The following is a 25,412-nucleotide window of genomic DNA, read 5'->3' as shown; positions in this document are numbered from 1 at the left end:
GACACCGTAAATAGAGAGAGGAATGAACAGGTTTGACAAAGAAAATGTGGATTGTAATGATGCTTCTGTCAGTCATTTTAGCTCTTACCGCCTGTGGTGGAAATGTAAAGCAACCTGGTGAAAAGCAGAATCAAACATCTAGCGAACAAAAGTCAGAGGAAATGAAAACAGTCAAAACGATTCATGGAGATATTAAAATACCGGTTCACCCTCAGCGGATTTTAGTAGATATGTACCAGAATGATTTATTAGCACTAGGAATTAAACCTGTGGGAAGTGTTAAATATTATCTGGATAATCCGTTTTCAAAGGATCTTGTACAAGGCATTGCAAGCATTGGAGACCGCGGTAGTGTATCCATTGAAAAAGTATTGGCTCTACAGCCGGATATGATTCTGATTGGTTCCAAAGATGCTCATGAATATGAAAAATATAGTAAAGTTGCTCCGACCATAGTCATTCCTTATGGAACGTACAAGAATGTGCATGAGGAACTGACAGCTTTTGGTGAGCTGCTTGGAAAAGAACAGGAAGCCAAAACATGGCTTGCGCAATACGATCAGCGGATGCAGGCCGCACGTGACAAGCTAAAGGGAATTGTTCAGCCTGAAGATACGTTCACCGTAATGGAAGCTTCGGAAAAAGAATACTATGTATATGGTGATAATTTTGGCAGAGGAGGACAGGCGGTATACAGAGGTCTGAATTTGACACCTCCGCCGCTTGTCCAAAAAGAGTTATTAGGTGAGACTCAATGGAAATCGGTGTCAAAAGAAGTCATTAATCAATATGCCGGCTCTTATATCTTTCTGACGGTTAACAAGGATTTGAGAGGTTACGAAGGAGACAGCATATGGAAATCACTGAATGCGGTCCGACAAGGTAAGGTTTTTGAGCTCCAGGAGGATCAATATTGGTACTTCGATCCCATTGCCATTGTAGGACAAGCTGAAGAAATCGCAGACATGATCGTCCAGCGGAATAAAGAGAACGCCACACAGAAGTAATTGCTTCGTTGGCAGCCCTTTGGTATTTATGCCGAAGGGCTTTATTTGTTCACAATAGGGCAGAGTATTAGGCATTCCTCGAAATTTGCTATTGATGCCGTTGCCACATTAATTTACAATAGTAAAGATTGCATGATAATAATTCTCATTATCAACATCATCTTCAACACAGTTCGTGATAGCTACATACTATTCAACAGTAAGGGTGAACAATAGTTATGAAATTATCAGAATCATCGGATAGCCCCGCTCAAAGTAATCATAACCAGTCGCCGACTCAATTCCACTCGCGACCATGGACGGCTTCGCTTATCCTGACAGTTGGGCTTGGACTTTTAGCGTTCGGTATCGCGCTATCTCTATCTTTTGGTGCAGCCTCAATTAGGCTGGAAGAGGTATGGAACGCCGTTTTTCATTTTAAACCCGAGTTGCAAAACCATCAGATTATTTGGGAAATCCGTCTACCTCGGATTCTGGGTGGGGTTTTAATCGGAGTTTGCTTTGCTGTTGCAGGTGCAATTATGCAAGGAATGACCCGAAATCCGCTTGCTGACTCGGGCTTGCTTGGACTGAACTCGGGAGCCAGCTTGGCGATGGCGATTTGCTTTGCCCTTTTTCCTGGCTCTTCCTTTTTACAGTTAATGTTGTATTCCTTTGTTGGTGCAGCTCTGGCTGTTGTGATGGTATATGGTACAAGCTCCATATCCAAATCAGGTCTTACGCCAGTTCGTCTTGTATTGGCAGGTGCAGCTGTCACGGCATTGCTGTCTGCCTTAGGAGATGCGATCAGTTTGTACTTTGATGTTGGACAGGATTTGGCCTTTTGGTATGCCGGAGGGCTTAGTGGAATCAAGTGGGTTCAGCTCGGTATAGTTTTGCCTTGGGTTGTGGCAGCTTTTATCGGTGCTCTCATGTTGTCGCGCTCCATTACGCTGCTCAGTTTGGGAGACGAAATTGCGTTGAGCCTTGGTCAGCGAACTGGGATAGTAAAGGTAGTCGGAATGATTCTTGTTCTGATTTTGGCGGGTGCAGCGGTGTCGTTGGTGGGTTCTATAGGTTTCGTGGGATTGATTATTCCCCATATAACCCGCAAGCTGGTTGGCGTCGATTATCGCTGGATTATTCCATGCTCGGCCATTATGGGAGCTTTACTCATTGTGTTTGCCGATCTGGCAGCCCGTATGATTAACGCACCTGAGGAAACACCGGTGGGCGTACTTATTGCCTTAATTGGGGTTCCGTTCTTTCTTTATCTGGCACGTAAAGAAAGGAGGGCACTGTAAGATGAATAACGTTACGAATGGGGCTATTGCCAAAGCTAGTCATCGTAAAAAAATACATGATTGGATGGTTGTAGTCATTTTGCTCGTATTGCTCATTGCTGCGTTCACCATAAGTGCGAATACGGGAACCATCCGGCTTTCGCCAATGGAGCTATTTAGAACCTTGTTTGGACAAGGGACTCCACAGCAGGAATTAATCCTATTTGAATTCCGATTGCCACGAATGGTTATTTCCCTTCTTATCGGTGCAGGTCTCGCTGTTTCTGGCTGCATCATGCAGGGGGTTTCGCGTAACGGCCTAGCGGACCCTGGTATTCTAGGCATTAATGCAGGCGCCGGGTTGATGGTCATGCTGTTTGTATTGCTTTTTCCATCTATGCAAACTACGAATTCATTGTTTTTACTTCCCGCCCTTGCACTGATTGGATCAGGAGCAGCTGCTATTCTCATCTACGCGCTTTCTTACAAGAAAGGTGAAGGAATTTCTCCGACAAGGCTACTGCTGAGCGGAATTGGCGTAGCGGCGGGTATCAGTGCTGCGATGATCATTATGACTCTTAAGCTGACACCCGAAAGTTACACGTTTGTAGCTAATTGGTTAGCAGGAAGCATCTGGGGCTCAAACTGGAAATTCGTGATGGCTCTGTTGCCTTGGCTGATTGTATTGCTTCCTTTCGCATACTACAAAGCAAATGTGATGAATGTGCTTAATCTGGGAGATCAGACGGCATCGGGGTTGGGTACAGCTATCGAAAAGGAACGTATTCTCCTTCTCGCTGCTGCGGTTGGATTGGCCAGTTCTAGTGTTTCGGTTAGTGGCGGTATCGGCTTTGTCGGTTTGGTGGCTCCACATTTGGCGAGAAAGCTGGTGGGGCCGAAGCATAAAATGCTGCTGGTAACCTGTGCTTTAGTCGGAGCACTCCTGGTACTTGTAGCGGATACGATCACACGATCCTTACCTTTACAGAAAGAAATCCCGACAGGTTTAATTGTAGCCATCATTGGTGCGCCATACTTCTTATACCTGTTGAGTCGCTCCAAAGGGTAACGTCACGAAAGAGTACCACCTGTCAATTAAAGGCTACGCAAACAAATAACCTTCAACACCACTAAGGAAGTGGGGCTGAAGGTTATTTGTTTCATTTAATTTAGCAGCCTTTCATCTCAACGGGAAGTATTCAAGGCATGAGAGGTTTGATGCAGCTCTCTGATCATTTTATGCAACGTGTAATTTTCCTGACGTGTCACGCCGTGTTGATTTTCCTGAACCAGCAACTGATGGATGTTTCGTTTTAGAATTTCACTTCGACGTTCCAGCATTTCGGTACTCATAAATAAATGAACACTCCCTTTGTCATGAATAAACCTACATTTTTGAAATGAGCATAGGCTGAATTTAAGTTTGCCTTTCGACTTCTTTAAGTATATCGTGCTGGATGATCAAGGGAAAACGGAGCGAGACTGCAAATTACTTTTTCTCATCATCCATGCCGTGTCGACAGCGACTCACCCCATGAGTTCTTAGATATACTTCCTGATGCTAGCGATAACAGGGGATTAGGCGTAATTAACTTCATGTATATAATTGTTTTTTTGATATAAACGGATTAAGTGTATTAGTCCATTTGAAATATTTGTCAGTAAGGAGCGTATTGGATATTGCTCAGGCTGTTCTGAACAAGCAGGGGCTTAATAGCGAGTTAATACAAAGGATCAATTGTGTATTTGCAGAAAATCAATTTGTGCGCTTAAAAGTTAGCTAGATTCTGAAGATCAGCATTTACATACAGAATTTATAGATGAACCCGACCAGTTAAAGCGAATGTATATGGAATCACTTATCAGTTTGCTAAAAGCTATGGAGGGGATCTGGCCGAATTACGACTATTCTGCCAGTCCGCACCACTTGCCTTTGAGGCCGACCTTTTCAAGTCCTGTGTTATACGCAGTAGACGTATACTGGAAAGCCATGATCCGAATGAAGCACGGCTCTGGATACGTCTATTTTGTGTGCATTCATAATACCAATTTCATCATACCCCGGATCGAAAAGATCCGGAATGGTGGAGAAATAGCTGCTTTATCAACATTATTTGTATTGTGGATATACCGGCTGAACGACTACCTGCTCAGGATCATGACCGAAGAACAACAGATTCGGCTTAACCTCCTGCACAATCTGCTGAATGCGGGCGATTGACTGGCGTGCCTGTTCACGGTTAAAGCTGTCAAACGGCACGTCGTTTGCGTAATTCTCCTGCGTGTAGGCAACATCAATCGTCAGCATGACCGGACCCGATTCCTTTGTTGTGACCAGCGCGGACTGATGCCCCGGCGAATGCCCCGGAGTATAGAACAGTTGCAAACCTGGAACCAGCTCATGATCCCCTTGAAGCAGTCGGTAATTCAAGTCCGCCTGCACGCATTCCGGTGGCGCATACTCCAGATTACCGATCGCAGCGTCTGCTTCGGTCTGCTGCACATAAATCGGTGTATTTGGAAAATGCGGATTGCCTCCGGCATGATCCATATGCATATGAGAGATTACGATGGCATGGATATCGTCCGGGTGATAGCCGATCCGATCCAGTACAGCCACGATACTATCATCGGCTGACATATGGGGAATGAAGCGCCCTTCAAACGGTGTACTTCTAAAATAATTTGGATTGTCGATAAACGAATCCGGCATACCGGTATCAATGAGAATCGGACCGTGATCTGTCTCCAGCAGATACGACCAGATTTGCAGGCGCACCAGTTCACCGGGCTGTGCATGATGGTTGAGTGAGGAGCGATCAATATCAAGCTGACCGATCGGTAACCAGTACAATTTGTTAATCATACAATCATCCTCCAATCTTAGTTTACATAATAATTATTATGTAGTTATTAATCAGGGTTTCGGCTGACAGAAAGTGATGTTTGTATTTTCGTTTGTAAGATCTGGGTGCTGGAGACTCATGCTGTCGTTGCAATCTCACTCTTTTGAAAATTAATTTTTAATAGTTTAAATGATTAGGCATGTAGGCGTCCAGCAGAAATTTGCCCAGAAGCTGGATCACACGGTCATCATCTCGAAAATCGGTGAATTCTTGGTGATCCACTGCTGCTAGTGGATGAAAATTACAATCAGCTAGCAGGCTATCATATGGAGATGGTGCACGCGCCGGAAGGTGATCCGGATAGCGAGCTGGAAACTGCACATGATATTCATGTTTTGGCCACTATGGCGATTTTTACTGCTACCGATCGAGAGCAGCGCCCCCAGCTTGCTGATGAAGTAGAGAAGTGGTGCCGCATGCAAGACTATTGGCTATTTAGTTTTGTTTTGGATATGAATGAATTACATTAGGTGAACTTTTCTTGAGCGTGTTTTAATTTGTCTACATTGTGGGATCGACCCCCTCTGACCCTATGCCACCCCGTTAAGTGCTTTGAAATGTCTGCTTGAAGGCGATACCAGGCTGGACAAGAGGGGAGCGCTTTATTTATACTTAAAAAGGGCTAAAAAACAGCGTATAATATAAATTATACGCTGTTTAGGTTTAAAACGACTTTTAGAATCCCTCCTGCATAAGATGTCGATTGGATTGTCGATAAAAATCAGACGAAAATGATCGTTTTACAGTATATTTCGGAATATGAACTGAATTGGAGGCAAGCGAGATGAAAAAAGAGATGAGACATGTGGAGCTCGATACAACTGAAGAAATTGATGAAATATATACTGAGGAGCTGGAAGCTTTTTTGATCTGGATGAAGGATGCAGGATATACGATACATACGCAAAAAAATTATATGGGGGATGTGAAGCAGTTTTTACGGACGTTGCGTGAAAAACCACTCGATCAGGTGAAGAAGATTCATGTTATGTCGTATTTGTCCAAAGCGCGGGAGGGAGGCGCCGGAGATAGTACGCGGAACCGGAAGCATGCAGCGGTGAATAGTTTTTTTAAAGCGCTACAGGAATTTGAGTTATGCAGCACAAATCCGGCAGCGGGAATTAAAAAAGCAAAGACTGAAAAGAATCGTATGCCCGTCTATCTGGATGAAAAGGATATTCATCCGTTTTTGCTCGCGGTGGAGGGGAAATATGCAAATCGTAATATGGCGATTTTTCTGCTGATGGTCTACATGGGATTGCGGGTGGGGGAGGTTCATTCATTGAATGTCTCGGATTACAGCCGAGAAAGACGTACCTTAGATGTGTTCGGTAAAGGACGTAAGTGGCGTACTCTCCCGGTACCGGAAGCCGTGTGTGATTTTGTAGAGCATGCGTTGGAGGAAAGATTGACGCCGTGGAGAGGTAAAGAGGATGCGATGTTCGTATCCCAAAAAGGCCGCCGTCTTGCAGTGCGCACCATTCAACAGATCGCTACAGAAACGTTCGAACGATTCCAGCAAGATAAGAGTATGGAACGCCGGGAGGCTTATTCCAGCCATAAGCTAAGACATACCTTTGCGACGATGCTATTACGTAAGGGAGCAGATCTGCGTACCGTGCAGGAGCTACTGGGGCATTCATCCATTCAGACAACCACAGTATATACACATGTCACTGATCGGGAAAAAGAAAAAGCAATGGATAAACTGGATATTCAGATACCAATAACAGGATTGTGAGTATAGCATGAAAGTTGAGATTAAATAAAAATGAGTTTACATAATAATTATTATGTAAACTTTTAATGAGGAGTCATATCTCGACTCGCAAATAGAATCAACGACTTTGTCTCATCAATATTGTGAACGTTGTAAACTTGTGAGAGAACCCCACATTAGAACTTGACCTGGAACGCGTTTCATAAGCTAGGTTAAATGTATAAGCTTTTAATCCACTCTTGTTAGAAATTAAACTCAGATTCTAGTGTATATTGGGGGATTTTATATATGTTTAAACTGGTGGTAAGTGATCTGGATGGTACTTTTCTGAATAATAGTGGCACTTTCGATGTCGAATTATTTAATCAGGCGTATGGAGAAATGCAAGAAAATAATATTTCTTTTGTAGCCTGTACAGGTAAACAATGTTAACGAGTAGAAGAATTGTTTGGCGAGCACGGAAAAGGGATCTGGATCTTAGGGGACAGTGCTACGCGGATTAAAAAGGATGGAGTCGTCGTCAAAGAGTTTACGATTGAACACAATCTAGCATTACAAGCGATAAGAGATATCGAAAGTTTTTCCAATGATTTTATTATCATAGCATGTACAACGGAAGCAGCATTTGTTCATTCTCATATTCAAGACGAATACTATAAAATTGTGAAAGGCTCGTATAAAGAAGTGGTTAAGATTGATTCATTTGATAAAATCAACAGTAGCTTTCTTAAAATAACTGTATATGATCCAGCTGGAAGAAGTCCCTTATTAAGAAAACATGTTGAAAAGACTCTACTGGGTCAAATTTATATCGTTGATTCTGAAGCAAATTGGCTGGATATTACAGCACTTCATACCCATAAAGGGGAGACGGTAAGAAAACTCCAAGAGATATTAGGGATTACTGAGGATGAGACCATGTCTTTTGGAGATGGTGAAAATGATGTGGAACTTATGATTATAGCAAAATATAGTTTTGCTATGAAAAACGCATGTGAGAACACTAAAAATGCAGCCAGTTATCACTAAATCCAACGAAGAAAACGGTGTCTTATTAACGATAAAAAAATACAAAAGCAATAATGTTAATTATCGTTATTGAGAAGACCCCAAATTGCATCATGAAAGGACTATACGTAGCATGAAAAATAAAATACTGGTTTTTGATATTGGTGGCTCCTTTATTAAATTTAGTTTGTATTTTCAAGGTGAGTTTATGTGTAAGGGGAAAGTTAAAACTCCATTGGACTCACTTGAGAATCTACTTGTAGCTTTGAAGCAAATTCATAATCAGTTTATAGATGAATGTGAAGGTATAGCTGTCAGCATGCCAGGTATTGTGGATTCGGAAAGCGGTCACATGGTGCATGGCGGTTCATTAAGATATATAAATGATATAAATATGATCGAAGTTTTTAAGAAAGCGTTTCATTTACCCGTAGCAATTGAAAATGATGGAAAATGCGCTGCTCTGGGAGAAGCATGGTGTGGTTCATTACAGGGAATCGCTGATGGTGTTGTTCTGGTCGTTGGAACCGGAATGGGCGGTGGAATCATCTCTCAAGGTAAATTGCTGAAAGGCCATCATTTATCGGCTGGGGAATTCTCCTTCATCAGAACTAACAATGAGTATGCAGACAATGTTGATTATTTGCTTGGTATGCAAGGGAGTAGTTCTGTATTATCTAAAACTGTTGCCAAAGCTAAAGGGCTTCCTGCAGATTCTATAACAGGTGAAAAAGTATTCAAGCTCATTGAAGAAGGAGATCACACGGTCCAAGCGATTTTTCAAGAATACTGTAGGAACATCGCAACACAAATTATTAATTTGCAAACGATTCTTGATCCTGAAAAGTTTGTAATTGGGGGAGGCATATCTGCAAATCCTTTACTGGTTATTACTATTAAAGAAGAACTAGAGAAACTTTATCTAGATTCGATCTTAAATTTTGTGCGTGCAGATATTGAGCAAAGTAAATTAGGCAATGAAGCGAATTTGCTAGGTGCTATATATAACTACAAACAAACCTATCATCTTGAATGATAACAAAAGTTATATTTCGATGTCTGATTTATCTTGTCCTGTCTAATAGGGAAGCATAAAGTTTACATAATATATATTATGTTTTTAGTGTGGTGAAATCTGCAAGTGAATCACTCTTATCAAGTGTCCACTTGCAGATTCAAGTTTCACTGACAATATAAAAATAACTTATTTTTTTTATATTGAGAATATACGCATGCGTCTATATTTCATTTTCCGGGGGAGATTCAATCATCACTCCTTCGACATGCTTGCGTCCCAGCAGTTTTCGTTTTTTGCGGTTTTCCTTGGTTTCTAAAACAATATCCAGATCATAGTCGTCAGGATACAATTCAGTAGCAGCGATGTGAAGGACGAGCCTCTTTTTGTTAATGCTCAGCTTCTGTCCTTGGATCAATATCCCGACATTACCCCGTTCATCCTCGGTTTTGTATACAATTCCAGTTCGATCCAGGTAGCCTACATAAACACTATCGCCAAGGGCAAATGGTTTGGTTTTGAGAGGAATTTCTTGTTTGCGCCGTTTTGTGACTGTCTCGTCTAAAGCCGCTTTTTTAGGGAGAGGCTTATTTGCATCATCAGATTTTTCATCATCTACAAAAGGGGGAATAACAAACGATTCCTGTGTATTCCGAGACGCTCTGCCTGCAGAAATGGCCTCAGAACGCTCGATAATACGTGTCCACATGCCCAGCTTCAAGGCAATTGCATATGCATAGCTTTCTCCAGCCTCACCAATGCGAAGTCGGTACAAAGGTTGTAGTGTTTCGGTATCAAACTCCATACGAGCATTCTGAAATCCCGGTGTGTTTTCAGCAAAATGCTTGATTTCGCTAAAGTGTGTTGTAGCCACAACTGTCGCTCGGCGACGATGGAATTCTTCTAGCAACGCGATAGAGAGGCCTACTCCTTCTCCCGGATCGGTGCCGGATGCCATTTCATCAATCAGAATCAGAGTAGAGTTGCCTGTTGTTTCTAAAATGCTAATCATGTTGCGGATGTGTGCAGAAAAGGTGCTCAAAGCATGTTCAATACTTTGTCCATCCCCAATGTCTACCACAATTTCCTCGAATACAGCCATTCGGCTGCCATGCAAAACAGGTACCAGTAGCCCAGATTGCACCATTAGTGTTAATAGACCGACGCTTTTGAGGGCCATCGTTTTTCCGCCTGTGTTCGGTCCGGTGATGATGAGTGAGGAATATCCTTCACCAATTGAGAAATCAAGCGGCACCATCGTATTGGACATCAACGGGTGACGTGCACCTTGGATGTCTATAATCCCGTCAAGGTTAAGTTCGACAGGAACAGCATCCAGAGTCATGGCGTATTTGGCTTTTGCCAATAAAAAATCCAGTACACCTACAGTCTCTGTATTGATGCTTAGTTCCCGGTTGTATGACTCAGCCATTGCCGTCAGGTCTCCCAGCACTTTCATTTCTTCTTTAGATTCTTCTGCCATGTTCGCGCTCTGATCGAATTGCAGATTCGTGATTTCGGCAGGTTCAACGTAAACCGTCTGACCACTTCCCGATTCATCCAGTACATTGCCTTTCACTTGTTTACGGAATTCTTTTTTGATTGGAAGCACGTAACGGCCATTGCGCTGACTAATCATATTTTCCTGCATAATGGATCGGTGGCGACTGGTGAGAGAGTCAAGTTTTCTCTTGATACGTTCTTCAGTAACCGCAATTTTTTTGCGAATTTTAGCTAGTTCTTTACTGGCGATATCCGTCACACGTCCCGAATGAATACATCTTTCGATTTCGGATAGAAGCGGCTCCATACTATACATGGAAGATGCATAAGCGCTGACGGTTGGAGCAGCGTCCGCCTTGGAATGCATATATTTTATGAGTTGAATGCAGCTTCGAATGAATTGAGCCATATGAGAAAAATCACGCTCGCTGAACATATACCCGGTTCCGAGCAGTTGAAGAATGTGCTCCATTCCTTCTAACGAAGGAACAGGGACGCTTGCTCCGTGGCGAATGATCTGTAACGCTTCGTTGGTTTCGTCAAGACGAATCTTAATGGTACGGATATCAGTAATTGGGCGCATAGAAGCAGCGTGACGCTTACCCAGGTAAGAAAAAGCACATTCGGAAACTCTTGTTTTAATTTGATCATATTCCAAACGCAGCATTGTAGTTTCGTTCATGAATAAATCTCTCCTTTAGTTGTGTAGTGACAGGATTTTGGAAACCTTGCTAATAAAAAAGGGCGGAGAATGAACAAAACGTTCATTCTCCGCCCTTAAGGAAAGAGGGAATTTATCATCAAATAAGCCTGTTATACAGCTTTTGTAGTTCCGAGTTCCGTGTTTCCAATTCATTCACGCAACAGCTCTTTGCTAAGCTATTTGGATCGAATGGAAACGTTAAAAGGGAAGTTACAAAATCTGAAAACAAAAAAACCGCGCTGAACACAGCACGGAATAAGGCCCGGATGAAGATAATCCCGAAGGCGATTTATGATATCCGCATGTTCTTAACTAATATCAGGATAACAACACAGCAACAAACAAACCTGTACCCGAAGGGTTCAAGCGCCTGGTGTTACTCCCTGAATATGCAATTGCTTAGTTAAGAACGTTCACCGACATCAAAATCTCTCCCTTAATTGAAGATATAACCATACTATACGATTGGACAGGCGTTGAAGTCAAGGCCGACTTCTTTAATTCGATGCAATGGGGATGAGATTTACATAATATATATTATGTATACTTAATATCAAAATTCTCCGTCTAATTTAATGATTACTATAACCAGATAGCCGATTCGAATCTTATAAATGATGAAAATGATCTCACTCAAGCGCCATTGAAACATGAGCATATTTATCATATACCCGAACAGTGGGGAAGCGGTGTGCATCGTACACATTTTTTACGTAAAGGCTTCAGCTTTCACACAGTAAAATGCTATTTCATGATCCAGTCCAGATTACAAGAAGGTTCGGTACTCCTTATTTAGAGCTAGCGCTGAACATCGACTATTCAGCTGCTTGGTCCGTGAATGGCTTTCATTCAGAGCGTGAACATGGAAGACATGTACAGTTCATTTACATGAATGATGTGAAGATCCACGCGGAGATGCCAGCAAGAAAGGCGATGAATCACATGGAGCTGCGCTTTAACCCTTTGCTATGGGGAGTATTGCTACAGGAATTGGATATACGTCTGGAGCAATCTTTTGCTTGTATGGAGGCGTTGATTACTCCTGACACGCGAGCTATTGCTCAGGAATTGTCATCTCAACAGATGGTACATATTAATGAACAAAAGCTTAAAAATGGCTTTAAAGAGCTTTTCGGCACGACGGTATTTGGCTTTGTTCGCCAGCAGAGACCGGGAGGAATAACACTGTAAAATTATAGGAAGAATAGGAGCGATTCAATTTTATTTATAGTATAATGGTTACTTCAATATGGAATGGAAAACAGGGAAAGAGGAAACGGATGCCTACTATACTGGTTGCTGACGACGATGCGAACATTCGCGAACTCGTCTGTTTATTTCTACGCAACGACGGATTCACAACAGCCGAAGCCGCAGACGGCAAGGAAGCACTGACTGTCTACGCTACAACGCATGTCGATCTTGTCGTGCTCGATATTATGATGCCGATAATGGATGGTTGGACGTTATGCAAGGAGCTCAGAAGAGCCAATCCTGATCTTCCCTTACTTATGCTGACTGCGAGAGGCGAAACATGGGAGAAAGTGAAAGGTTTCAAACTTGGAACAGATGATTATTTGACGAAACCGTTTGATCCACTGGAATTGACAGTTCGGGTCAGAGCACTGCTGAAACGCTATCGGATTGGCACCACGCAGACGATCCAGTTCGGCAACGTCATCCTTGATCGGCAGACCTATAAGGTGATGAGAGGGACGGAGTCGCTCACGTTGCCGCTCAAGGAGTTCGAATTGCTGTATAAGCTCGCTGGAACACCTGGACAAGTGTATACGCGCGAGCAGTTGATCGATCAAAATTGGGGGATCGATTATACTGGAGATGATCGAACGATAGACGTACATATTAAACGCCTGCGCGAACGGTTCGCGACTACACCCGATTTTCGTATCGAGACGGTGCGTGGGCTTGGCTACCGGCTTGAGGTTTACGAATGATCAGATCCTTATATACACGTGTTGTCCTGACATTTCTGGTCTCCGTCCTCGCGGGCACGATCATTGCTTTTTTTGTAACATTTTGGGTGTTTGAAGAGAATTTGAACGAAAATTTGCAAACCACCTTATTTAACTTTGGTCAGGACATTGTCCGGGTTTACGAAACCATTCCGTTACGTGAAGCGGACTTATTCGTAAGTGGAATGAAACAACTCGATTCCTATTATATTCGAATTTTTGATGAAACGGGGCAGTTCCAGTCTTACGGAATGCTTAACGGACAAAAACCTGTTACTGTGACGATGGATCAAGTAAGGAAAGTATTGGATGGAGAAGTTGTTCAAGTTAATCCGAGTAGTGTTTCAATGAACCTCTTGGGACTGAGGTTGAAAACGGAAATGGGAATGAAAGCGATGTTTGTGGAGCCGCTTATGTATCCTTCCACCTCTTTTGCCCAAAAATGGTTATTTACTTTTTTGACCTATTCGTTGGTAACAGGAAGCCTATTGATTTTGGTTGCCTCTATATTCCTAGTTAGACCGATCAAAAAGCTGACAAAAGCGACCAGACGTATAGCAATTGGAGATTTCAACGTCAAGCTGAATATTAAGCAAAAGGGTGAGCTAGGTACTTTGGCTCGCAGCTTTGAAGAAATGATGCATGATCTACAGCAACTTGAGCAGATGCGTAGGGAGTTCGTCACGAATGTGTCGCATGAAGTTCAGTCGCCGCTCACCTCGATATCCGGTTATGCTATAGCACTCAAGCAAGTAGACATAGCAGATAACGAGCGAAGCCGTTATCTCGATATCATCATCTCGGAAGCAGATCGGATGTCCAAGATGAGCGATAGCCTGCTAAAGCTGAGTTTACTTGAATCGCAGTCACAGCAGATGCGGCTGGTTACGTTCAGCCTTGATGAACAGATCAGACGAGTCATCGTCGCGATCCAGCCGCAATGGTCGGCTCGCAACATCCGTTTCGAGCTCAATTTGAAGACCGTTCGCCTATTGGCGGATCAAGATCAATTAAACCAGGTATGGACGAACATACTCGGTAATAGCATCAAATTTTCCAAGGATGGCAGCGTTATTAACGTCAGCATCAAGCAAGATATCAAAAGCGTAACAGTCCGAATATCCGATACGGGCATTGGTATTTCCCTTGAGGACCAGAAGCGTATATTCGAACGGTTTTTTAAAGCTGATCGTTCCCACAGTCGTAAATATGGCGGTAGCGGTATGGGACTCGCCATCGTTAAACAGATCGTATCGCTTCATCAAGGCGACATTCGAGTGGAAAGTGAACCCGGCCAAGGAACGACCGTCATTGTCACCTTGCCAATCACAACGCCACCAGATTAGTTAGATTCATAGGGTATCATTCGGATTATCTAAACCGCATTTTCCATGATACAGCATTATGTGCAGCTTCCTTGGACAACGTAGCATTTTTTTGCTTGTTCATACTCCGTTCATATTGTCGTCATAGGGAGTACATCTTCTTTCGTTAAGCTTTCATTAGCGGCTCGTTAAGGTAGCCCAACAAACAGAATGGGGACAGGAGAAGTTGAGCGTGAAACGAAGAGAGGTAATGAAAATGAGGAATGGAACGAGAACAAATAAAGTACGAAGCATTTTGCTTAAAATAATAGGAACAATAGTTATAGCAATCGTGCTTTTTCTAGCCGTTGTCTATACAGTTAATATTATCAGCAGCAAATCGGAGCAAGGAAAAATACAATCCTATGGTCAGTTCGTACCTGTAGATGGGAAAAAAATGAATGTTTTGATTCAAGGAAAAGGCAAAGAGACCGTCGTGTTACTACCAGGTTATGGAACAGCAGCACCAGCACTTGATTTTAAACCACTAGTAGAAGAGCTATCTCCATTTTACAAAGTCGTCGTTATTGAGCCTTTTGGTTATGGATTAAGTGATCTAACCGAAAAGGAACGAAATACAGAGAATATTGTAAGTGAAATTCATGAAGCTTTACAGAGTCTTAAAATTGACCGATATATTTTAATGGGTCATTCCATTGCAGGCATTTACGGACTGGATTATGTGAACAAATATGAAAACGAAGTGAGTGCTTTTGTCGGGATTGATAGCAGTGTTCCAACGCAAGGTGGTATGGATGCTGAATTACCAATAAAAACGTTTAAATTTCTCAAAAAATCAGGTTTAGCCAGATTGGTAATTAAACTAACTGGTGACCCATATGCTGGACTACCCTATGATGATGAAACAAAAGAACAAATGAGAATTCTTTCTCTCAAAAACATGTATAATTCCAGCACCTCAAACGAAATGGAAAATATTTATCCTAATTTTAAAGCAGCTAGAAATTTAACATTCCCAAAAAATCTGCTCCTTATTTTCTTTATACAAGCGAATAATACAGATGTGGAAAGATGGATACCACTACATGAAGAGCAAGTCAAAGATTCTGTTCATGGAAAAGTAATGACACTTGAAGGAGAACATTATTTACACCATACCAAATCAAAGGAAATCGCTGAAAACTTCAGGAGCTTTATGAAAGAAATAAAATAAGTGCACTGAAAAAGGCACCTTCACTATTTTCTACAAATGTATAAGTGATATAAAAAAACGTCCTTTGGTCATATCCCTGTCAAGTAGACAGATGAAAAAGCTATGCAGCCAGCGAGTGCCGTACTGAATCGGTGCGCGCTGTTTGAGTTAAGACTGAAATCACTCGTAGTTATAAAAGTAGAGACAACAACAGGCAGGGGCATCGCCTAACGATAATTTTCGTCTTTTTCTTGTTCACAAACCCCCTATTTCTTTTAATTTTCAATTAAATCATACAAGCTGCTTTGTTGGTATTGCTTACTTCACGTATCCAGCGACGGCTGGACGTCAATCATATGCTGCCAAAATCAATGCTGCGAATCGCCTACAGGAGTATTTAAATGGTATTCGGGTAATTAAAGCCTACCAACTAATCGGAGAGCATTTTGTTGTAGGGCCTTCGGGTAGCGGAAAAAGTACGGCCTGTATGCACGATTGTGGAAAAGACAGCATGAAGGAAGAGAGTCATAATCTGTATGAAATCATGATACAAACTTTAAGAAACCGCCCCCGGAGGATGCCATATCATATCTCCAGGGGCGGTTTCTTGTGCTGTTATTTAGAATCATCGGCTATGACAGCTTGTACGGGCTGCCTGTCACGAAGCAATGGTAACAATAGCATCGCTCCGACCAAAAACAAGCCGGCGCTCACGGTATATACGGTGTTCAGGGAGGATTCGTGTTTGAGTGTTCCGCCGATACTCATACCGACGACCATCATCCCGGAGAACAGGGGAGAGAGGGCACCACCGACGCGGCCGATAAAAGCAGCTTCGGCATTTTTCATCATCATCGTGTTGATACCGATATGAATGCAAGGATAAAATAGGCCGCTGAAAACTTGTAGTGCCATAGTCAACACAATATTGTGCGACCATCCGACACCACAGGTTGTCAGTGTGCTGACCAAGAGTCCGGCTACCAGCAGCAATTGCGGCTGTACTTTTTTGGCAACCCCCATAATCAGGCCGCCTCCCACCAGCATAGCCGCTCCGTTCGCCATTAATGGCCATTGCAGGAATTCCTTGTTTTGTCCAAGGTTCTCGATGGCGACAAAAACCATTAATGGTTGAATAAGTCCAACCGCAAGCCCAATTACGGTAAATGTTCCCCCAAGCGTGCGAAGTGTGCGGTTATTCCATACATAACGTATTCCTTCTTTAAGCTCTTGAATGAAATGAGTGGGTTGATCATCTATCTCAAGTGCTTGTTCATCTTGTGGAATACGAGTCAGGACAAGCGCCGAGATGAGAAACAATATTCCGGTTATAGACATTGAAATGAAAATTCCAAAGTGTTGATAAATAAATGTACCGATAACAGGGCCTATAACCATAAATAATGCCATGAGAGATTGAAAAAGGGCCATCACTCCCTGTAGCTGTTCTGGTGCTACATGCTGCTTAAATATCTTCATCGCAGACGGCTGAGAAAATTGAGATAGAATGGCCGAAAAGAAAGTGGACAGCAAAAGCACCTGCCATGACCCGTACCATAATGCCAACAAGACAATAAAAATAGAGGCCGCGGATAGCAAATCGCAACTAATCATGGTCCGTTTGGGCCGCCAACGGTCCGCGAATGTTCCTCCAATGATAGCGAACAGAAAAATAGGCATGAATTCTGCAACCGAAATGAGCGACACGTATACGGGATCATTATGAGTCAAATCTGTTACATACAACAGTATGGCAAAGTTGCGCACCCAAATGCCCAAATTTAGCAGCGCATTGGAGGCGATAATGGTCCTTATATATGGATTTTTAAACAACAACAAACTCTCCTTTCCTGTTTTCAAGGCGCGAACCCCTTGCAATATCGTTTTATATAAACAAAATTTATTTTTGTCTATATAATAATAGATAATATAATAAATTAACTATTGTTTAGTCAAATGTTTTTTGAAACCAAGAAGAAAGTAGAGCATGGAAATAAAGAGGCCAATGATCCTTAAGGACGTGAATTAGAATAGTGATAAAAGTACTCACTTTAAACTTGTGAGTTGGTAATAATATCTAATCAAAAAAAATATTAACATAATATATATTATGTTAACTAAATACTTATCTAATAATAGGGCTCTGAATCCGATGTACCTTTTAAAATCATAGTGATATAATTACGCGTACATGCCTGAAAAGGAGCGAATGGAACATAAATGAACTTTCAAGTGGATTTTTTATCTTTTTTTGTAATTCAGGTAGATGGAAAAGAAGGACAGGGTGGTAAGTCCTATAAGCATTACGCTACAATGGACGACTACGATTATGACGAAAGCGATGTTAAAAAATTTCTGGACGGGGAATTTACTCGTATTAGCAAGCGGAAGGTTGAAAAAAATCCCAGCACAGAGCAGGCACCGACCAAAATCGGCCGCTTTATCGTCGAACCGGAGCATGAATTGAGCAGTAATCCGAATTTCAATATGTTCGCCCGACTGCGGGCAGCAGAGGATAAGGAAGATTTTAAAAATGCTTGTGACGATCTGGTGCGGATGTATCTGGATACGAGCGCAGTACGCGGCGGAGCGCTGATCATTGTACAGGCTACCTTGAATACACACTCGGATGATCCGTTTATTTTTGTGCTTAAATGTGATTTTGAACCTAAAATTGCCAGAATTACTGAAAGCAGTCTGGTGAGTGAGGTCGAAATGGCTATTTCTGCCCGTAATATGAAATCCATCATGTATCCTTACATGCTTGAGGAGGGGATGAACGATGAGTGGGAGCTTAAAATTCACCAGTCTTCGCATGCCCGGTATTTTGAAGATTTTTTGAAATTCGTGACCTATGAGCAATCCATGCCCGAAATTGTCAATGAGCATGTCATGGGCTTCGTTCAGAACTATGTAGAAACCAAATGGCCGGATGCATCTAATGAGGAAAGACAGCAGGAAGAGCGTGATCTGGAATTGTGGGCGGCTAGCGAAAAACGGGATTTGCAAGGGAAATGGGAACCCCTTCAGGTCGTAGAGGCTGCACAGCATATTGTCGAGCTGAAACCAGAAATTGAAGTTCGTTTTAAACTAGATGATACGGCCGTGCGTGGGCTACTGTCCGACTTTGGCGCCAAGCTGCATATCACGAAACTTCATGATAGATATGCACTTATTATTGAAGGCGATGCATTTACGTTTGAAAAGGGATTTTCACCGATTGAGTTGCTCCAACCTGAATCGTTTGAAACGGTGGCTGAGCGGCTAAAAGAGAAACGCCAGCATGAAAATGAGGATGTGGATGGCGATACGCCACCTTGGTAATTCGAATGCAAAGCAAGACGACCAATTGAACTTTTACATTATAATGACTAAAAAACTGGCCTCTCAACGGATATTACCGCTGTGGAGGCCAGTTTTGTTTAGCTTTTATGTTCTTGATCTACATATGAACTTTGCTAATTTGATCTTTCAGCTTGTCCGCAGATTGAAGCAATCTGGCACGTTCCTCGTCATTGAGCGGAAGATCCAAAATTTCACGTACCCCATTGTGATCTACGATACTTGGAACACCTAAATATACGTCAGATACTCCGTTATAATCTTCCAGCAAGGTGGACACATTAAGTACCGACCCCTCGTCCCCGAGAATGGCGGCTACGATTCGGTCGAGAGCCAGCCCTATAGCATAAGAAGTTGCGCCTTTAGCATCTATAATTTCATAGGCAGCATTCTTGGTATTTTCAAAAATTTCATTTTTCGTTTCTTCACCCAGTTCCAGCGGAGTTCCAGCTACGTTGGCTGTGCTCCATACAGGTAACTCAGAGTCACCATGTTCTCCAATAATATGGGCGTGGATGCTTCGTGGATCGATGCCCTTTTGCTTTCCGATCAGATAGCGGAAGCGTGCGCTGTCCAGCAACGTTCCTGATCCAATGACTCTGCTTGAAGGCCAACCACTGCGTTTCCAAGAGATGTAGGAGAGAATGTCCACTGGATTGGTTGCGATCAGCAAAATGCCATGTGTATTGACCTTGACGATATTATCAATAATACTTTCAAAAATTTCGGCATTACGCTTCAGTAAATCAATGCGCGTTTCTCCCGGCTTTTGTGAAGCTCCCGCTGCAACAATAATGATATCTGCATTACGGCAGTCTTCATAATCACCCGCCCATACTTTGACACCGCCGAGAAAAGGAAGCCCATGATTCATATCGAGCATTTCCCCCTTCGCCTTTTTGACGTTGACATCAATAAAGACAAGTTCTTGCATGCGTTGGCGCAGTAGCAGGGTGTAGCCGGTTGTTGTGCCAACCGCTCCCATGCCGACAATAGCCACTCTACTTCGTTTGTAAGGTTTTAAGCTCATAAAATCCTCATCTCCTTCTCGGGTTGTATACCTTTTCATTTTGGGATATTACTTAAAAATTTATCTTTCCAACTCAGTGTACCCTATATACTAACCCACCGCAAAGAAATATGACATTTTTCCTTGACTTCAAAGGCGAGCTCGCTAATAATTAATCGAATGATAAGAACACGCACTAAAGCGTTGCAGCACCGATATTGACGCATGAAATTATGGAAAGAGGATTCGGCATATGGACTTATTTCGAAAAAAAACAGGACTGCTCCCGCATGAGGAAAGCGGATCTACAGGTGGCTTAAAGAGAACAATGGGTGCCTTTGATCTCACCATGCTAGGTGTAGGATGTATTATCGGTACCGGGATTTTTGTTATTACTGGCAAGGCAGCAGCAGAAAATGCAGGTCCTGGATTGATGCTCTCCTTTGTTATTGCAGGTATTGCCTGCGTACTAGCAGCCTTGTGCTATGCGGAGCTTTCATCTACAGTTCCCGCAGCTGGGAGCGCTTATGCGTATAGTTATATTGTATTTGGAGAAATTTTGGCCTGGGTACTGGGGTGGGACCTAATTCTGGAATATGGAGTGGCGGCCGCCTCTGTGAGTAGTGGATGGTCTGCTTACTTTCAAGGCTTGCTGGCTGGATTTGATGTACATTTACCGCTGGCTTTAACCGCAGCCTTCGATTCGACCAAGGGAACCATTATTGATCTACCAGCCGTGTGCATCATTATGCTCATCACATTGTTACTGAGTCTCGGAGCCAAGGAGACGGTCCGATTCAATTTAATAATGGTTTGTGTTAAAGTCGGAGTTGTATTGCTATTTATTGGGATCGGTATCTTTTATGTTAAGCCTGACAACTGGACACCATTTTTGCCTTATGGATTTTCTGGTGTTTTGAGTGCTGCGGCAATCGTATTTTTTGCTTATCTGGGTTTCGACGCCATCTCAACTGCAGCCGAAGAGGTTCGCAATCCGCAACGGAATATGCCCATCGGTATTATCTCTTCTCTAGCGATCTGCACAGTACTGTATATTGCGGTTTCAGTTGTGCTAACGGGAATGGTACCTTATACGCAGTTGGGGGTAAGTGATCCTGTTGCGTTTGCTCTCCGCTTTATTCATCAGGATTTCGTAGCCGGATTGATTTCAGTCGGTGCGATTGCGGGGATGACGACCGTTTTATTGGTGCTGTTGTATGGTCAAACGCGGTTAATTTTCTCCATGTCACGTGATGGCCTTTTACCCGTTTTTTTATCTAAAATAAATGCTAAAACTCAAACGCCAATTCGAAGCACTTGGCTGGTGGGCAGCATTATCGCATTGGCTAGTGGATTGTTCCCGTTACATGCACTGACCAATCTGACGAGTATTGGAACCCTATTCGCTTTTGCTGTGGTATCGGTAGGAGTTATCGTGCTGCGCAAGAAACGCCCTGATTTGAAAAGAGGCTTTACCGTGCCGTGGGTTCCGTTGCTCCCACTTTTAAGTGCTTTGGTTTGCATCGGTCTGATGCTTCAGCTTCATATTAGCACCTGGATTGGATTCATTGTGTGGCTCCTGCTTGGATTGCTGATCTATTTCTTCTATGGATACCACAAAAGTTTGTTGAACCGTAAATCTTAATAAATTCTAGTATAAAAAAAGCCGGCATCCTGCACTTTTGTGAAGGGTCCGGTTTTTTTTGACATTACGCGAAAAGTGTCACATAGAGGCGTTTATGGTATAATTCTGTTTCAGATAAGCTTTTGGCACGTGATTACAGCATGCCATCGAGGGAGGATTTTTATATGAAACTGCGCTGGCGTGCGCTCTTAGGGGGAGTACTGCTACTGACGGGCATTCTACTGACTGCCTGTTCTGCTGAAGCCCCAGAAACGTTAACTAAACCTCCGATTGAGGAACCTGATGACCAGGGTCAGACGATTACTATTAATCCACCAGTGACTCCAAAGGTGGGCGATCCCAACGCCAAATATGTAGTACAGACGCGAATAGCGGATTTTCATTTAATTGATAACAATAAAGGGTTAGTTTGGGGAGTTACCCATAATGAGCTTCGGCTTTATGATACTCATGATGGCGGAAAGACATGGAATAATATTTCCCCCTCCGAAAACGTCCAATTTCAAGACAAGCTTGAATATGGAAAGGACATCAGTTTCACTGATTCTCGTCACGGTTGGGTTGTCCGTCAAAATTTGGACAAAACAGCAACCGTCATTCTGAGAACAGCAGATGGAGGACAGAGCTGGGATGTTTCAGCGCTTCCAAGCGGGGACCATGTGAGCTCGATTCAATATGTAAATCCAACTACTGGCTGGATCATGGCATATGTAAATCTGAATGAGCAGGATCAACAAAAACTGTTGTATCACACCACTGACGGGGGAGCCACATGGAATAAAGTTGCGCAAAGTTCGAGTATGACATCCAACAAATCAGGCTCAGGTTTACCCGATCGGGGCAGCCTGGCGGGGATGAGCTTTTCTTCCAACAATCAGGGGTTTGTAGCGATCAATCTGGATAACAGTGTTAAGTTGTACAAGACTTTGAATCAAGGGAAAACCTGGACTCCGGTAGCTAACAGAATACAGGGCTGTCCTCAGGCCAAAGCAGAAGCCCAGCAGTCTCTGAAAGGGAGCAGTGCCTCGTACTGGATTCCGGTTCTTTGCTATGGGGATAAGGCCATAAAATATAACGGACTGTTTACAAACGATACAGGGACACAATGGAACGGTGTGCCTTTGGGTCTGAGTAGCAACATTAATTCTATTATCCCTGGCCGTACGTTTCTAAATGAAAAGGAAGGGTGGATCATAACCGAGACCGGAATGAGCCGTACAATGGATGGGGGGAAGACGTGGACAAGTCTCACAGGCAACAAAGTGCTACCTTTGAAGCTAAAAGACTACCCACGATCGGTTAAGCTCCGTTTCGCTTCTTCTTCGGTGGGTTGGCTTCTTTTGGAACGCCTTGATGACAAAAAGTCACTGCTGCTGAAAACGACGGACGGCGGTGCGAACTGGAGAATTTTATAATCGCTATAAAGGTGATTGCCCTGGGGTGTTTTTCCCAGGGCGTTTTATTTTTAAAAAATTTAAATTTTATATGACTATATGTGAAAAAAATCACAAACTAACAAATAAGCCGCTGTTATACTAAACCTGTAAACAACGATAGGAGTGATAAGCATGAGAGCGAATCAGGATCATATGTTAACCCAATACTACCTTCAATTTTGTTATACTTGCCAGGATGCCTATGGTTGCACGACTGAAGAGGACTGCAAGCAGTGTGCAGAGCGTTACGCTGAAGACGAAAATCATGAAGTTCTGGATGAAACACAACGTTATCTCCAGCTTGTACATGTGTAAATCGATGCATCATTCTGATATCGCCATATCTTGAGCCCTCCCGGATAATTCCGTGGGGGCTCTTGGCGTTCTTAAGGGTTGCTATCAAATTTGGGCAGGAACATACATATACTGTTATAGAAAGCTTAGGTTAGGCAGGATGCCCGGTAGTTTCCCTGTGAAATGCCTGGCGGAGAGGAGTGCGGTGCATGGGTTTTGAGTCATTATGGATGTTCGATTGGCTGGGCACGGTACTGCCCGTATTTTTCGTTGTCGTGTTGGGTATTGTCGTGTTGTCTGCAGGCAGGGAAGTCATGGAATGGAGTCGGAATAAAAGGCAGCCTGTATTGACGGTCGGTTCCCGAATTACAGCCAGAAGGACACATCTCCAACAGAGGCGGCAGGAGGAACAAGGGACTCGTACCTATACTTTCTATTACGTAACCTTCGAGGTGGAAAGTGGCGACCGGATGGAGTTTAAGGTATCTGGGGAAGAATATGGTCAATGCGCTGAAGGGGATGAGGGACGGCTTACTTTTCAGGGTACAAGGTATATCGGGTTTCAGCGACTTAATCGCTATAGCTTGGAACAGGTTAAAATGTAGAATTCAGTCTAATTATTTTTTAGATTCATTTGCAGCCTTCTGCGAGAAGCCAGGGTAGAGGGCTGTAGATGTTTCTTGTACAGTACATTTTGGTACATATATACTAGAACAGTGTAGTTCAGAGGAGGAATGATTTGTGTCATTTGAGGGACAAGTTGTTATTGTAACAGGAGCGGCGCATGGCATCGGGAGAGAGGTCGCTTTTGCCTACGCTGCTCAGGGTGCCCATGTTGTATTTGCCGACTACAATGAGGAGGAGGGGGCCGCAGCCGCTGCAGCGGCCCGGAACGAGGGCTATCAGGCTATTTTTATTCCTTGTGATGTGCGGAAGGAAGAAGATATTGTAGCGCTAATCCGTGCCACGGAAGAAGAATACGGTACGATTCACACGCTAATTAACAACGCTGGCGTGTCCAAATGGAAATCTCCTTATGAGTTAACGATAGCAGAATGGGATGACATTCTAAATACAAACGTACGCAGCTGTTTTATTGCCACTAGGGAAGCAGCTAAGGTGATGAAACGAAACGCAGAAGGTGGCTCTGTGGTCAATATGACCTCTACACGAGCTTTCATGTCAGAGCCGGATACAGAAGCCTACGCGGCATCCAAAGGAGCGATTGGGGCCCTTACACACGCGATGGCCATATCGCTAGGAAAGGACGGGATTCAGGTCAATTGCATCAGTCCAGGGTGGATTGAAACCGGGGATTATGATCAACTGCGTGCAGAAGATCATCAACAGCATCCGTCTGGGCGAGTAGGAACCCCTAAGGACATCGCACGGGCCTGTCTGTATTTGACACAACCCGGCAATGATTTTGTAACAGGCACGAATCTGGTAGTAGATGGTGGTATGACGCGTAAAATGATTTATGAGCCATAATAAAAGCCTGAATGAGTAGTCCCAGTCTTGGGGCTATTTTTTTATTTTTCTGGACTGTCACCCATTGGGCATTTGTACCATACGATAGGGTATGTGATGGAGAAGCGAGGAGGGGACGCGGTGGCTGTAATCAAGACCAACTCAGAAGATGTAAGGACCCTCGCCCGGCTGATGCGGGCTGAGGCTGAAGGTGAAGGCGAGATGGGGATGCTCATGGTTGGGAATGTCGGTGTGAACCGAATTTTATCCAATTGCCTAGATTTCCGGGGGATACGTCTCATGAATGACATGGTGTTTCAAAGCCCCGGAGGTTTTGAAGCCACTCAGAAGGGGTATTTTTATCAGAAAGCCCGTGATCGGGACATTCGACTTGCCCAGCGTGTAATCAATGGAGAAAAGCTACATCCGGCATCCAATGCATTATGGTTTTTCAGACCAGCAGGAAACTGTCCGGGCACTTGGTATGACCAGACCAATACCGGACGTTTTAAAGCCCACTGCTTTTTTAGCCCGTCTGTACAGGATTGTCCTAATGTATATTAGACACTTTACAGAATGGCTTGAAGAATTAAATTAAAACC

The 25,412-nt window shown here is 43.3% G+C and carries 22 protein-coding genes and 2 pseudogenes; 19 read left to right on the top strand and 5 right to left on the bottom strand.

Translation table 11 applies throughout. From position 1 onward, the window contains the following. The first annotated feature begins 44 nt into the window (after nt 1-44). The 3 genes from G9G54_RS06790 to G9G54_RS06780 all read left to right on the top strand — a co-directional run bounded on the left by G9G54_RS06790 (nt 45) and on the right by G9G54_RS06780 (nt 3,338). The gene (locus G9G54_RS06790; RefSeq protein WP_165177487.1) at nt 45-1,007 is read left to right on the top strand and encodes an ABC transporter substrate-binding protein; all 963 of its coding nucleotides are present in this window, start codon (nt 45-47) and stop codon (nt 1,005-1,007) included. A gap of 218 nt (nt 1,008-1,225) precedes the next feature. Beyond that, complete coding sequence (locus G9G54_RS06785) at nt 1,226-2,290, top strand: FecCD family ABC transporter permease (protein WP_165176943.1); 1,065 nt, start codon at nt 1,226-1,228, stop codon at nt 2,288-2,290. A 1-nt stretch (nt 2,291) separates the two neighbouring features. Beyond that, the gene (locus tag G9G54_RS06780) at nt 2,292-3,338 is read left to right on the top strand and encodes a FecCD family ABC transporter permease (RefSeq protein WP_061828269.1); all 1,047 of its coding nucleotides are present in this window, start codon (nt 2,292-2,294) and stop codon (nt 3,336-3,338) included. Nucleotides 3,339-3,454: 116 nt separating this feature from the next. Here the strand turns inward: G9G54_RS06780 and G9G54_RS06775 are convergent, their stop codons facing one another. After that, entirely contained in the window at nt 3,455-3,622 is a 168-nt protein-coding gene (locus tag G9G54_RS06775; protein ID WP_007432475.1) for a hypothetical protein, read from the bottom strand. A gap of 757 nt (nt 3,623-4,379) precedes the next feature. Next, entirely contained in the window at nt 4,380-5,135 is a 756-nt protein-coding gene (aiiA, locus tag G9G54_RS06770) for a quorum-quenching N-acyl homoserine lactonase AiiA (RefSeq protein WP_165176941.1), read from the bottom strand. Nucleotides 5,136-5,441: 306 nt separating this feature from the next. Here aiiA and G9G54_RS06765 point away from each other — a divergent pair, with 306 nt between their 5' ends. The 4 genes and pseudogenes from G9G54_RS06765 (at nt 5,442) to G9G54_RS06750 (ending at nt 8,939) form a co-directional block, all read left to right on the top strand. Continuing rightward, nucleotides 5,442-5,645, top strand: coding sequence for a hypothetical protein (locus tag G9G54_RS06765; RefSeq protein ID WP_165176939.1), 204 nt, complete (start codon nt 5,442-5,444; stop codon nt 5,643-5,645). A gap of 314 nt (nt 5,646-5,959) precedes the next feature. Beyond that, entirely contained in the window at nt 5,960-6,916 is a 957-nt protein-coding gene (locus G9G54_RS06760) for a tyrosine-type recombinase/integrase (RefSeq protein WP_165176937.1), read from the top strand. 267 nt (nt 6,917-7,183) lie between these two features. Then, a pseudogene (locus G9G54_RS06755) lies at nt 7,184-7,997 on the top strand (HAD-IIB family hydrolase). Nucleotides 7,998-8,036: 39 nt separating this feature from the next. Further along, on the top strand, nt 8,037-8,939 hold the full coding sequence (locus G9G54_RS06750; RefSeq protein ID WP_165176935.1) for an ROK family protein: 903 nt from the start codon (nt 8,037-8,039) through the stop codon (nt 8,937-8,939). 202 nt (nt 8,940-9,141) lie between these two features. Here G9G54_RS06750 and G9G54_RS06745 read toward each other — a convergent pair whose 3' ends face one another. Next, nucleotides 9,142-11,103, bottom strand: a complete 1,962-nt coding sequence (locus G9G54_RS06745; RefSeq protein ID WP_165176933.1) for an endonuclease MutS2 — start codon at nt 11,101-11,103, stop codon at nt 9,142-9,144. A 762-nt stretch (nt 11,104-11,865) separates the two neighbouring features. On the opposite strand from G9G54_RS06745, the gene G9G54_RS06740 reads away from it, so the two are divergent. From G9G54_RS06740 to G9G54_RS25500, 5 genes and pseudogenes are all read left to right on the top strand, one after another. Further along, on the top strand, nt 11,866-12,315 hold the full coding sequence (locus tag G9G54_RS06740; RefSeq protein WP_238807818.1) for a hypothetical protein: 450 nt from the start codon (nt 11,866-11,868) through the stop codon (nt 12,313-12,315). Nucleotides 12,316-12,404: 89 nt separating this feature from the next. Then, nucleotides 12,405-13,079, top strand: coding sequence for a response regulator transcription factor (locus G9G54_RS06735; protein ID WP_165176931.1), 675 nt, complete (start codon nt 12,405-12,407; stop codon nt 13,077-13,079). Further along, nucleotides 13,076-14,443 carry a sensor histidine kinase gene (locus G9G54_RS06730; RefSeq protein WP_165176929.1) on the top strand — a complete coding sequence of 456 codons (1,368 nt, stop codon included), beginning with the start codon at nt 13,076-13,078 and terminating at the stop codon, nt 14,441-14,443. Before G9G54_RS06735 ends, G9G54_RS06730 begins: the two co-directional genes overlap by 4 nt. 229 nt (nt 14,444-14,672) lie before the next feature. Next, complete coding sequence (locus G9G54_RS06725; protein ID WP_165177484.1) at nt 14,673-15,635, top strand: alpha/beta fold hydrolase; 963 nt, start codon at nt 14,673-14,675, stop codon at nt 15,633-15,635. A 278-nt stretch (nt 15,636-15,913) separates the two neighbouring features. Beyond that, nucleotides 15,914-16,065: pseudogene (locus tag G9G54_RS25500) on the top strand (ABC transporter ATP-binding protein); the annotation flags it as partial. 164 nt (nt 16,066-16,229) lie between these two features. Here G9G54_RS25500 and G9G54_RS06715 read toward each other — a convergent pair. Continuing rightward, complete coding sequence (locus G9G54_RS06715; RefSeq protein WP_165177481.1) at nt 16,230-17,447, bottom strand: MFS transporter; 1,218 nt, start codon at nt 17,445-17,447, stop codon at nt 16,230-16,232. Nucleotides 17,448-17,834: 387 nt separating this feature from the next. On the opposite strand from G9G54_RS06715, the gene G9G54_RS06710 reads away from it, so the two are divergent. Beyond that, nucleotides 17,835-18,938, top strand: a complete 1,104-nt coding sequence (locus tag G9G54_RS06710; protein ID WP_165176927.1) for a DUF3900 domain-containing protein — start codon at nt 17,835-17,837, stop codon at nt 18,936-18,938. A gap of 118 nt (nt 18,939-19,056) precedes the next feature. On the opposite strand, the gene G9G54_RS06705 is transcribed toward G9G54_RS06710, so the two are convergent. Beyond that, a complete protein-coding gene (locus G9G54_RS06705; RefSeq protein WP_029517496.1) occupies nt 19,057-19,986 on the bottom strand; it encodes an L-lactate dehydrogenase in 930 nt (309 codons plus the stop codon). A 232-nt stretch (nt 19,987-20,218) separates the two neighbouring features. Here G9G54_RS06705 and G9G54_RS06700 point away from each other — a divergent pair, with 232 nt between their 5' ends. The 6 genes from G9G54_RS06700 (at nt 20,219) to G9G54_RS06675 (ending at nt 25,374) form a co-directional block, all read left to right on the top strand. Further along, a complete protein-coding gene (locus tag G9G54_RS06700; protein ID WP_165176925.1) occupies nt 20,219-21,610 on the top strand; it encodes an amino acid permease in 1,392 nt (463 codons plus the stop codon). Between the two features lie 164 nt (nt 21,611-21,774). Next, nucleotides 21,775-23,025, top strand: coding sequence for a WD40/YVTN/BNR-like repeat-containing protein (locus G9G54_RS06695; RefSeq protein ID WP_165176923.1), 1,251 nt, complete (start codon nt 21,775-21,777; stop codon nt 23,023-23,025). Between the two features lie 153 nt (nt 23,026-23,178). After that, complete coding sequence (locus G9G54_RS06690; protein ID WP_061828281.1) at nt 23,179-23,361, top strand: hypothetical protein; 183 nt, start codon at nt 23,179-23,181, stop codon at nt 23,359-23,361. A gap of 188 nt (nt 23,362-23,549) precedes the next feature. Next, a complete protein-coding gene (locus tag G9G54_RS06685; RefSeq protein WP_013371386.1) occupies nt 23,550-23,945 on the top strand; it encodes a DUF2500 domain-containing protein in 396 nt (131 codons plus the stop codon). A 136-nt stretch (nt 23,946-24,081) separates the two neighbouring features. Next, on the top strand, nt 24,082-24,831 hold the full coding sequence (locus G9G54_RS06680) for an SDR family NAD(P)-dependent oxidoreductase (RefSeq protein WP_165176921.1): 750 nt from the start codon (nt 24,082-24,084) through the stop codon (nt 24,829-24,831). Between the two features lie 120 nt (nt 24,832-24,951). Continuing rightward, entirely contained in the window at nt 24,952-25,374 is a 423-nt protein-coding gene (locus tag G9G54_RS06675) for a cell wall hydrolase (protein ID WP_061828283.1), read from the top strand. Nucleotides 25,375-25,412 lie beyond the last annotated feature (38 nt).

The sequence above is a fragment of the Paenibacillus sp. EKM212P genome, assembly GCF_011066115.1.
GTDB classification, from domain to species: domain Bacteria; phylum Bacillota; class Bacilli; order Paenibacillales; family Paenibacillaceae; genus Paenibacillus; species Paenibacillus polymyxa_B.
Note: the sequence above shows the minus strand (reverse complement) of the source record. Positions and strands in the feature narration are given on the sequence as shown.

Coding starts and splice junctions, on each gene's coding strand:
- G9G54_RS06725 (WP_165177484.1), top strand. CDS start 14,673: ATGAAAATGAGGAATGGAACGAGAACAAATAAAGTACGAAGCATTTTG.
- G9G54_RS06765 (WP_165176939.1), top strand. CDS start 5,442: ATGGAGATGGTGCACGCGCCGGAAGGTGATCCGGATAGCGAGCTGGAA.
- G9G54_RS06735 (WP_165176931.1), top strand. CDS start 12,405: ATGCCTACTATACTGGTTGCTGACGACGATGCGAACATTCGCGAACTC.
- G9G54_RS06745 (WP_165176933.1), bottom strand. CDS start 11,103: ATGAACGAAACTACAATGCTGCGTTTGGAATATGATCAAATTAAAACA.
- aiiA (WP_165176941.1), bottom strand. CDS start 5,135: ATGATTAACAAATTGTACTGGTTACCGATCGGTCAGCTTGATATTGAT.
- G9G54_RS06750 (WP_165176935.1), top strand. CDS start 8,037: ATGAAAAATAAAATACTGGTTTTTGATATTGGTGGCTCCTTTATTAAA.
- G9G54_RS06730 (WP_165176929.1), top strand. CDS start 13,076: ATGATCAGATCCTTATATACACGTGTTGTCCTGACATTTCTGGTCTCC.
- G9G54_RS06695 (WP_165176923.1), top strand. CDS start 21,775: ATGAAACTGCGCTGGCGTGCGCTCTTAGGGGGAGTACTGCTACTGACG.
- G9G54_RS06785 (WP_165176943.1), top strand. CDS start 1,226: ATGAAATTATCAGAATCATCGGATAGCCCCGCTCAAAGTAATCATAAC.
- G9G54_RS06700 (WP_165176925.1), top strand. CDS start 20,219: ATGGACTTATTTCGAAAAAAAACAGGACTGCTCCCGCATGAGGAAAGC.
- G9G54_RS06775 (WP_007432475.1), bottom strand. CDS start 3,622: ATGAGTACCGAAATGCTGGAACGTCGAAGTGAAATTCTAAAACGAAAC.
- G9G54_RS06710 (WP_165176927.1), top strand. CDS start 17,835: ATGAACTTTCAAGTGGATTTTTTATCTTTTTTTGTAATTCAGGTAGAT.
- G9G54_RS06685 (WP_013371386.1), top strand. CDS start 23,550: ATGGGTTTTGAGTCATTATGGATGTTCGATTGGCTGGGCACGGTACTG.
- G9G54_RS06760 (WP_165176937.1), top strand. CDS start 5,960: ATGAAAAAAGAGATGAGACATGTGGAGCTCGATACAACTGAAGAAATT.
- G9G54_RS06780 (WP_061828269.1), top strand. CDS start 2,292: ATGAATAACGTTACGAATGGGGCTATTGCCAAAGCTAGTCATCGTAAA.
- G9G54_RS06740 (WP_238807818.1), top strand. CDS start 11,866: ATGCTATTTCATGATCCAGTCCAGATTACAAGAAGGTTCGGTACTCCT.
- G9G54_RS06705 (WP_029517496.1), bottom strand. CDS start 19,986: ATGAGCTTAAAACCTTACAAACGAAGTAGAGTGGCTATTGTCGGCATG.
- G9G54_RS06790 (WP_165177487.1), top strand. CDS start 45: ATGTGGATTGTAATGATGCTTCTGTCAGTCATTTTAGCTCTTACCGCC.
- G9G54_RS06690 (WP_061828281.1), top strand. CDS start 23,179: ATGAGAGCGAATCAGGATCATATGTTAACCCAATACTACCTTCAATTT.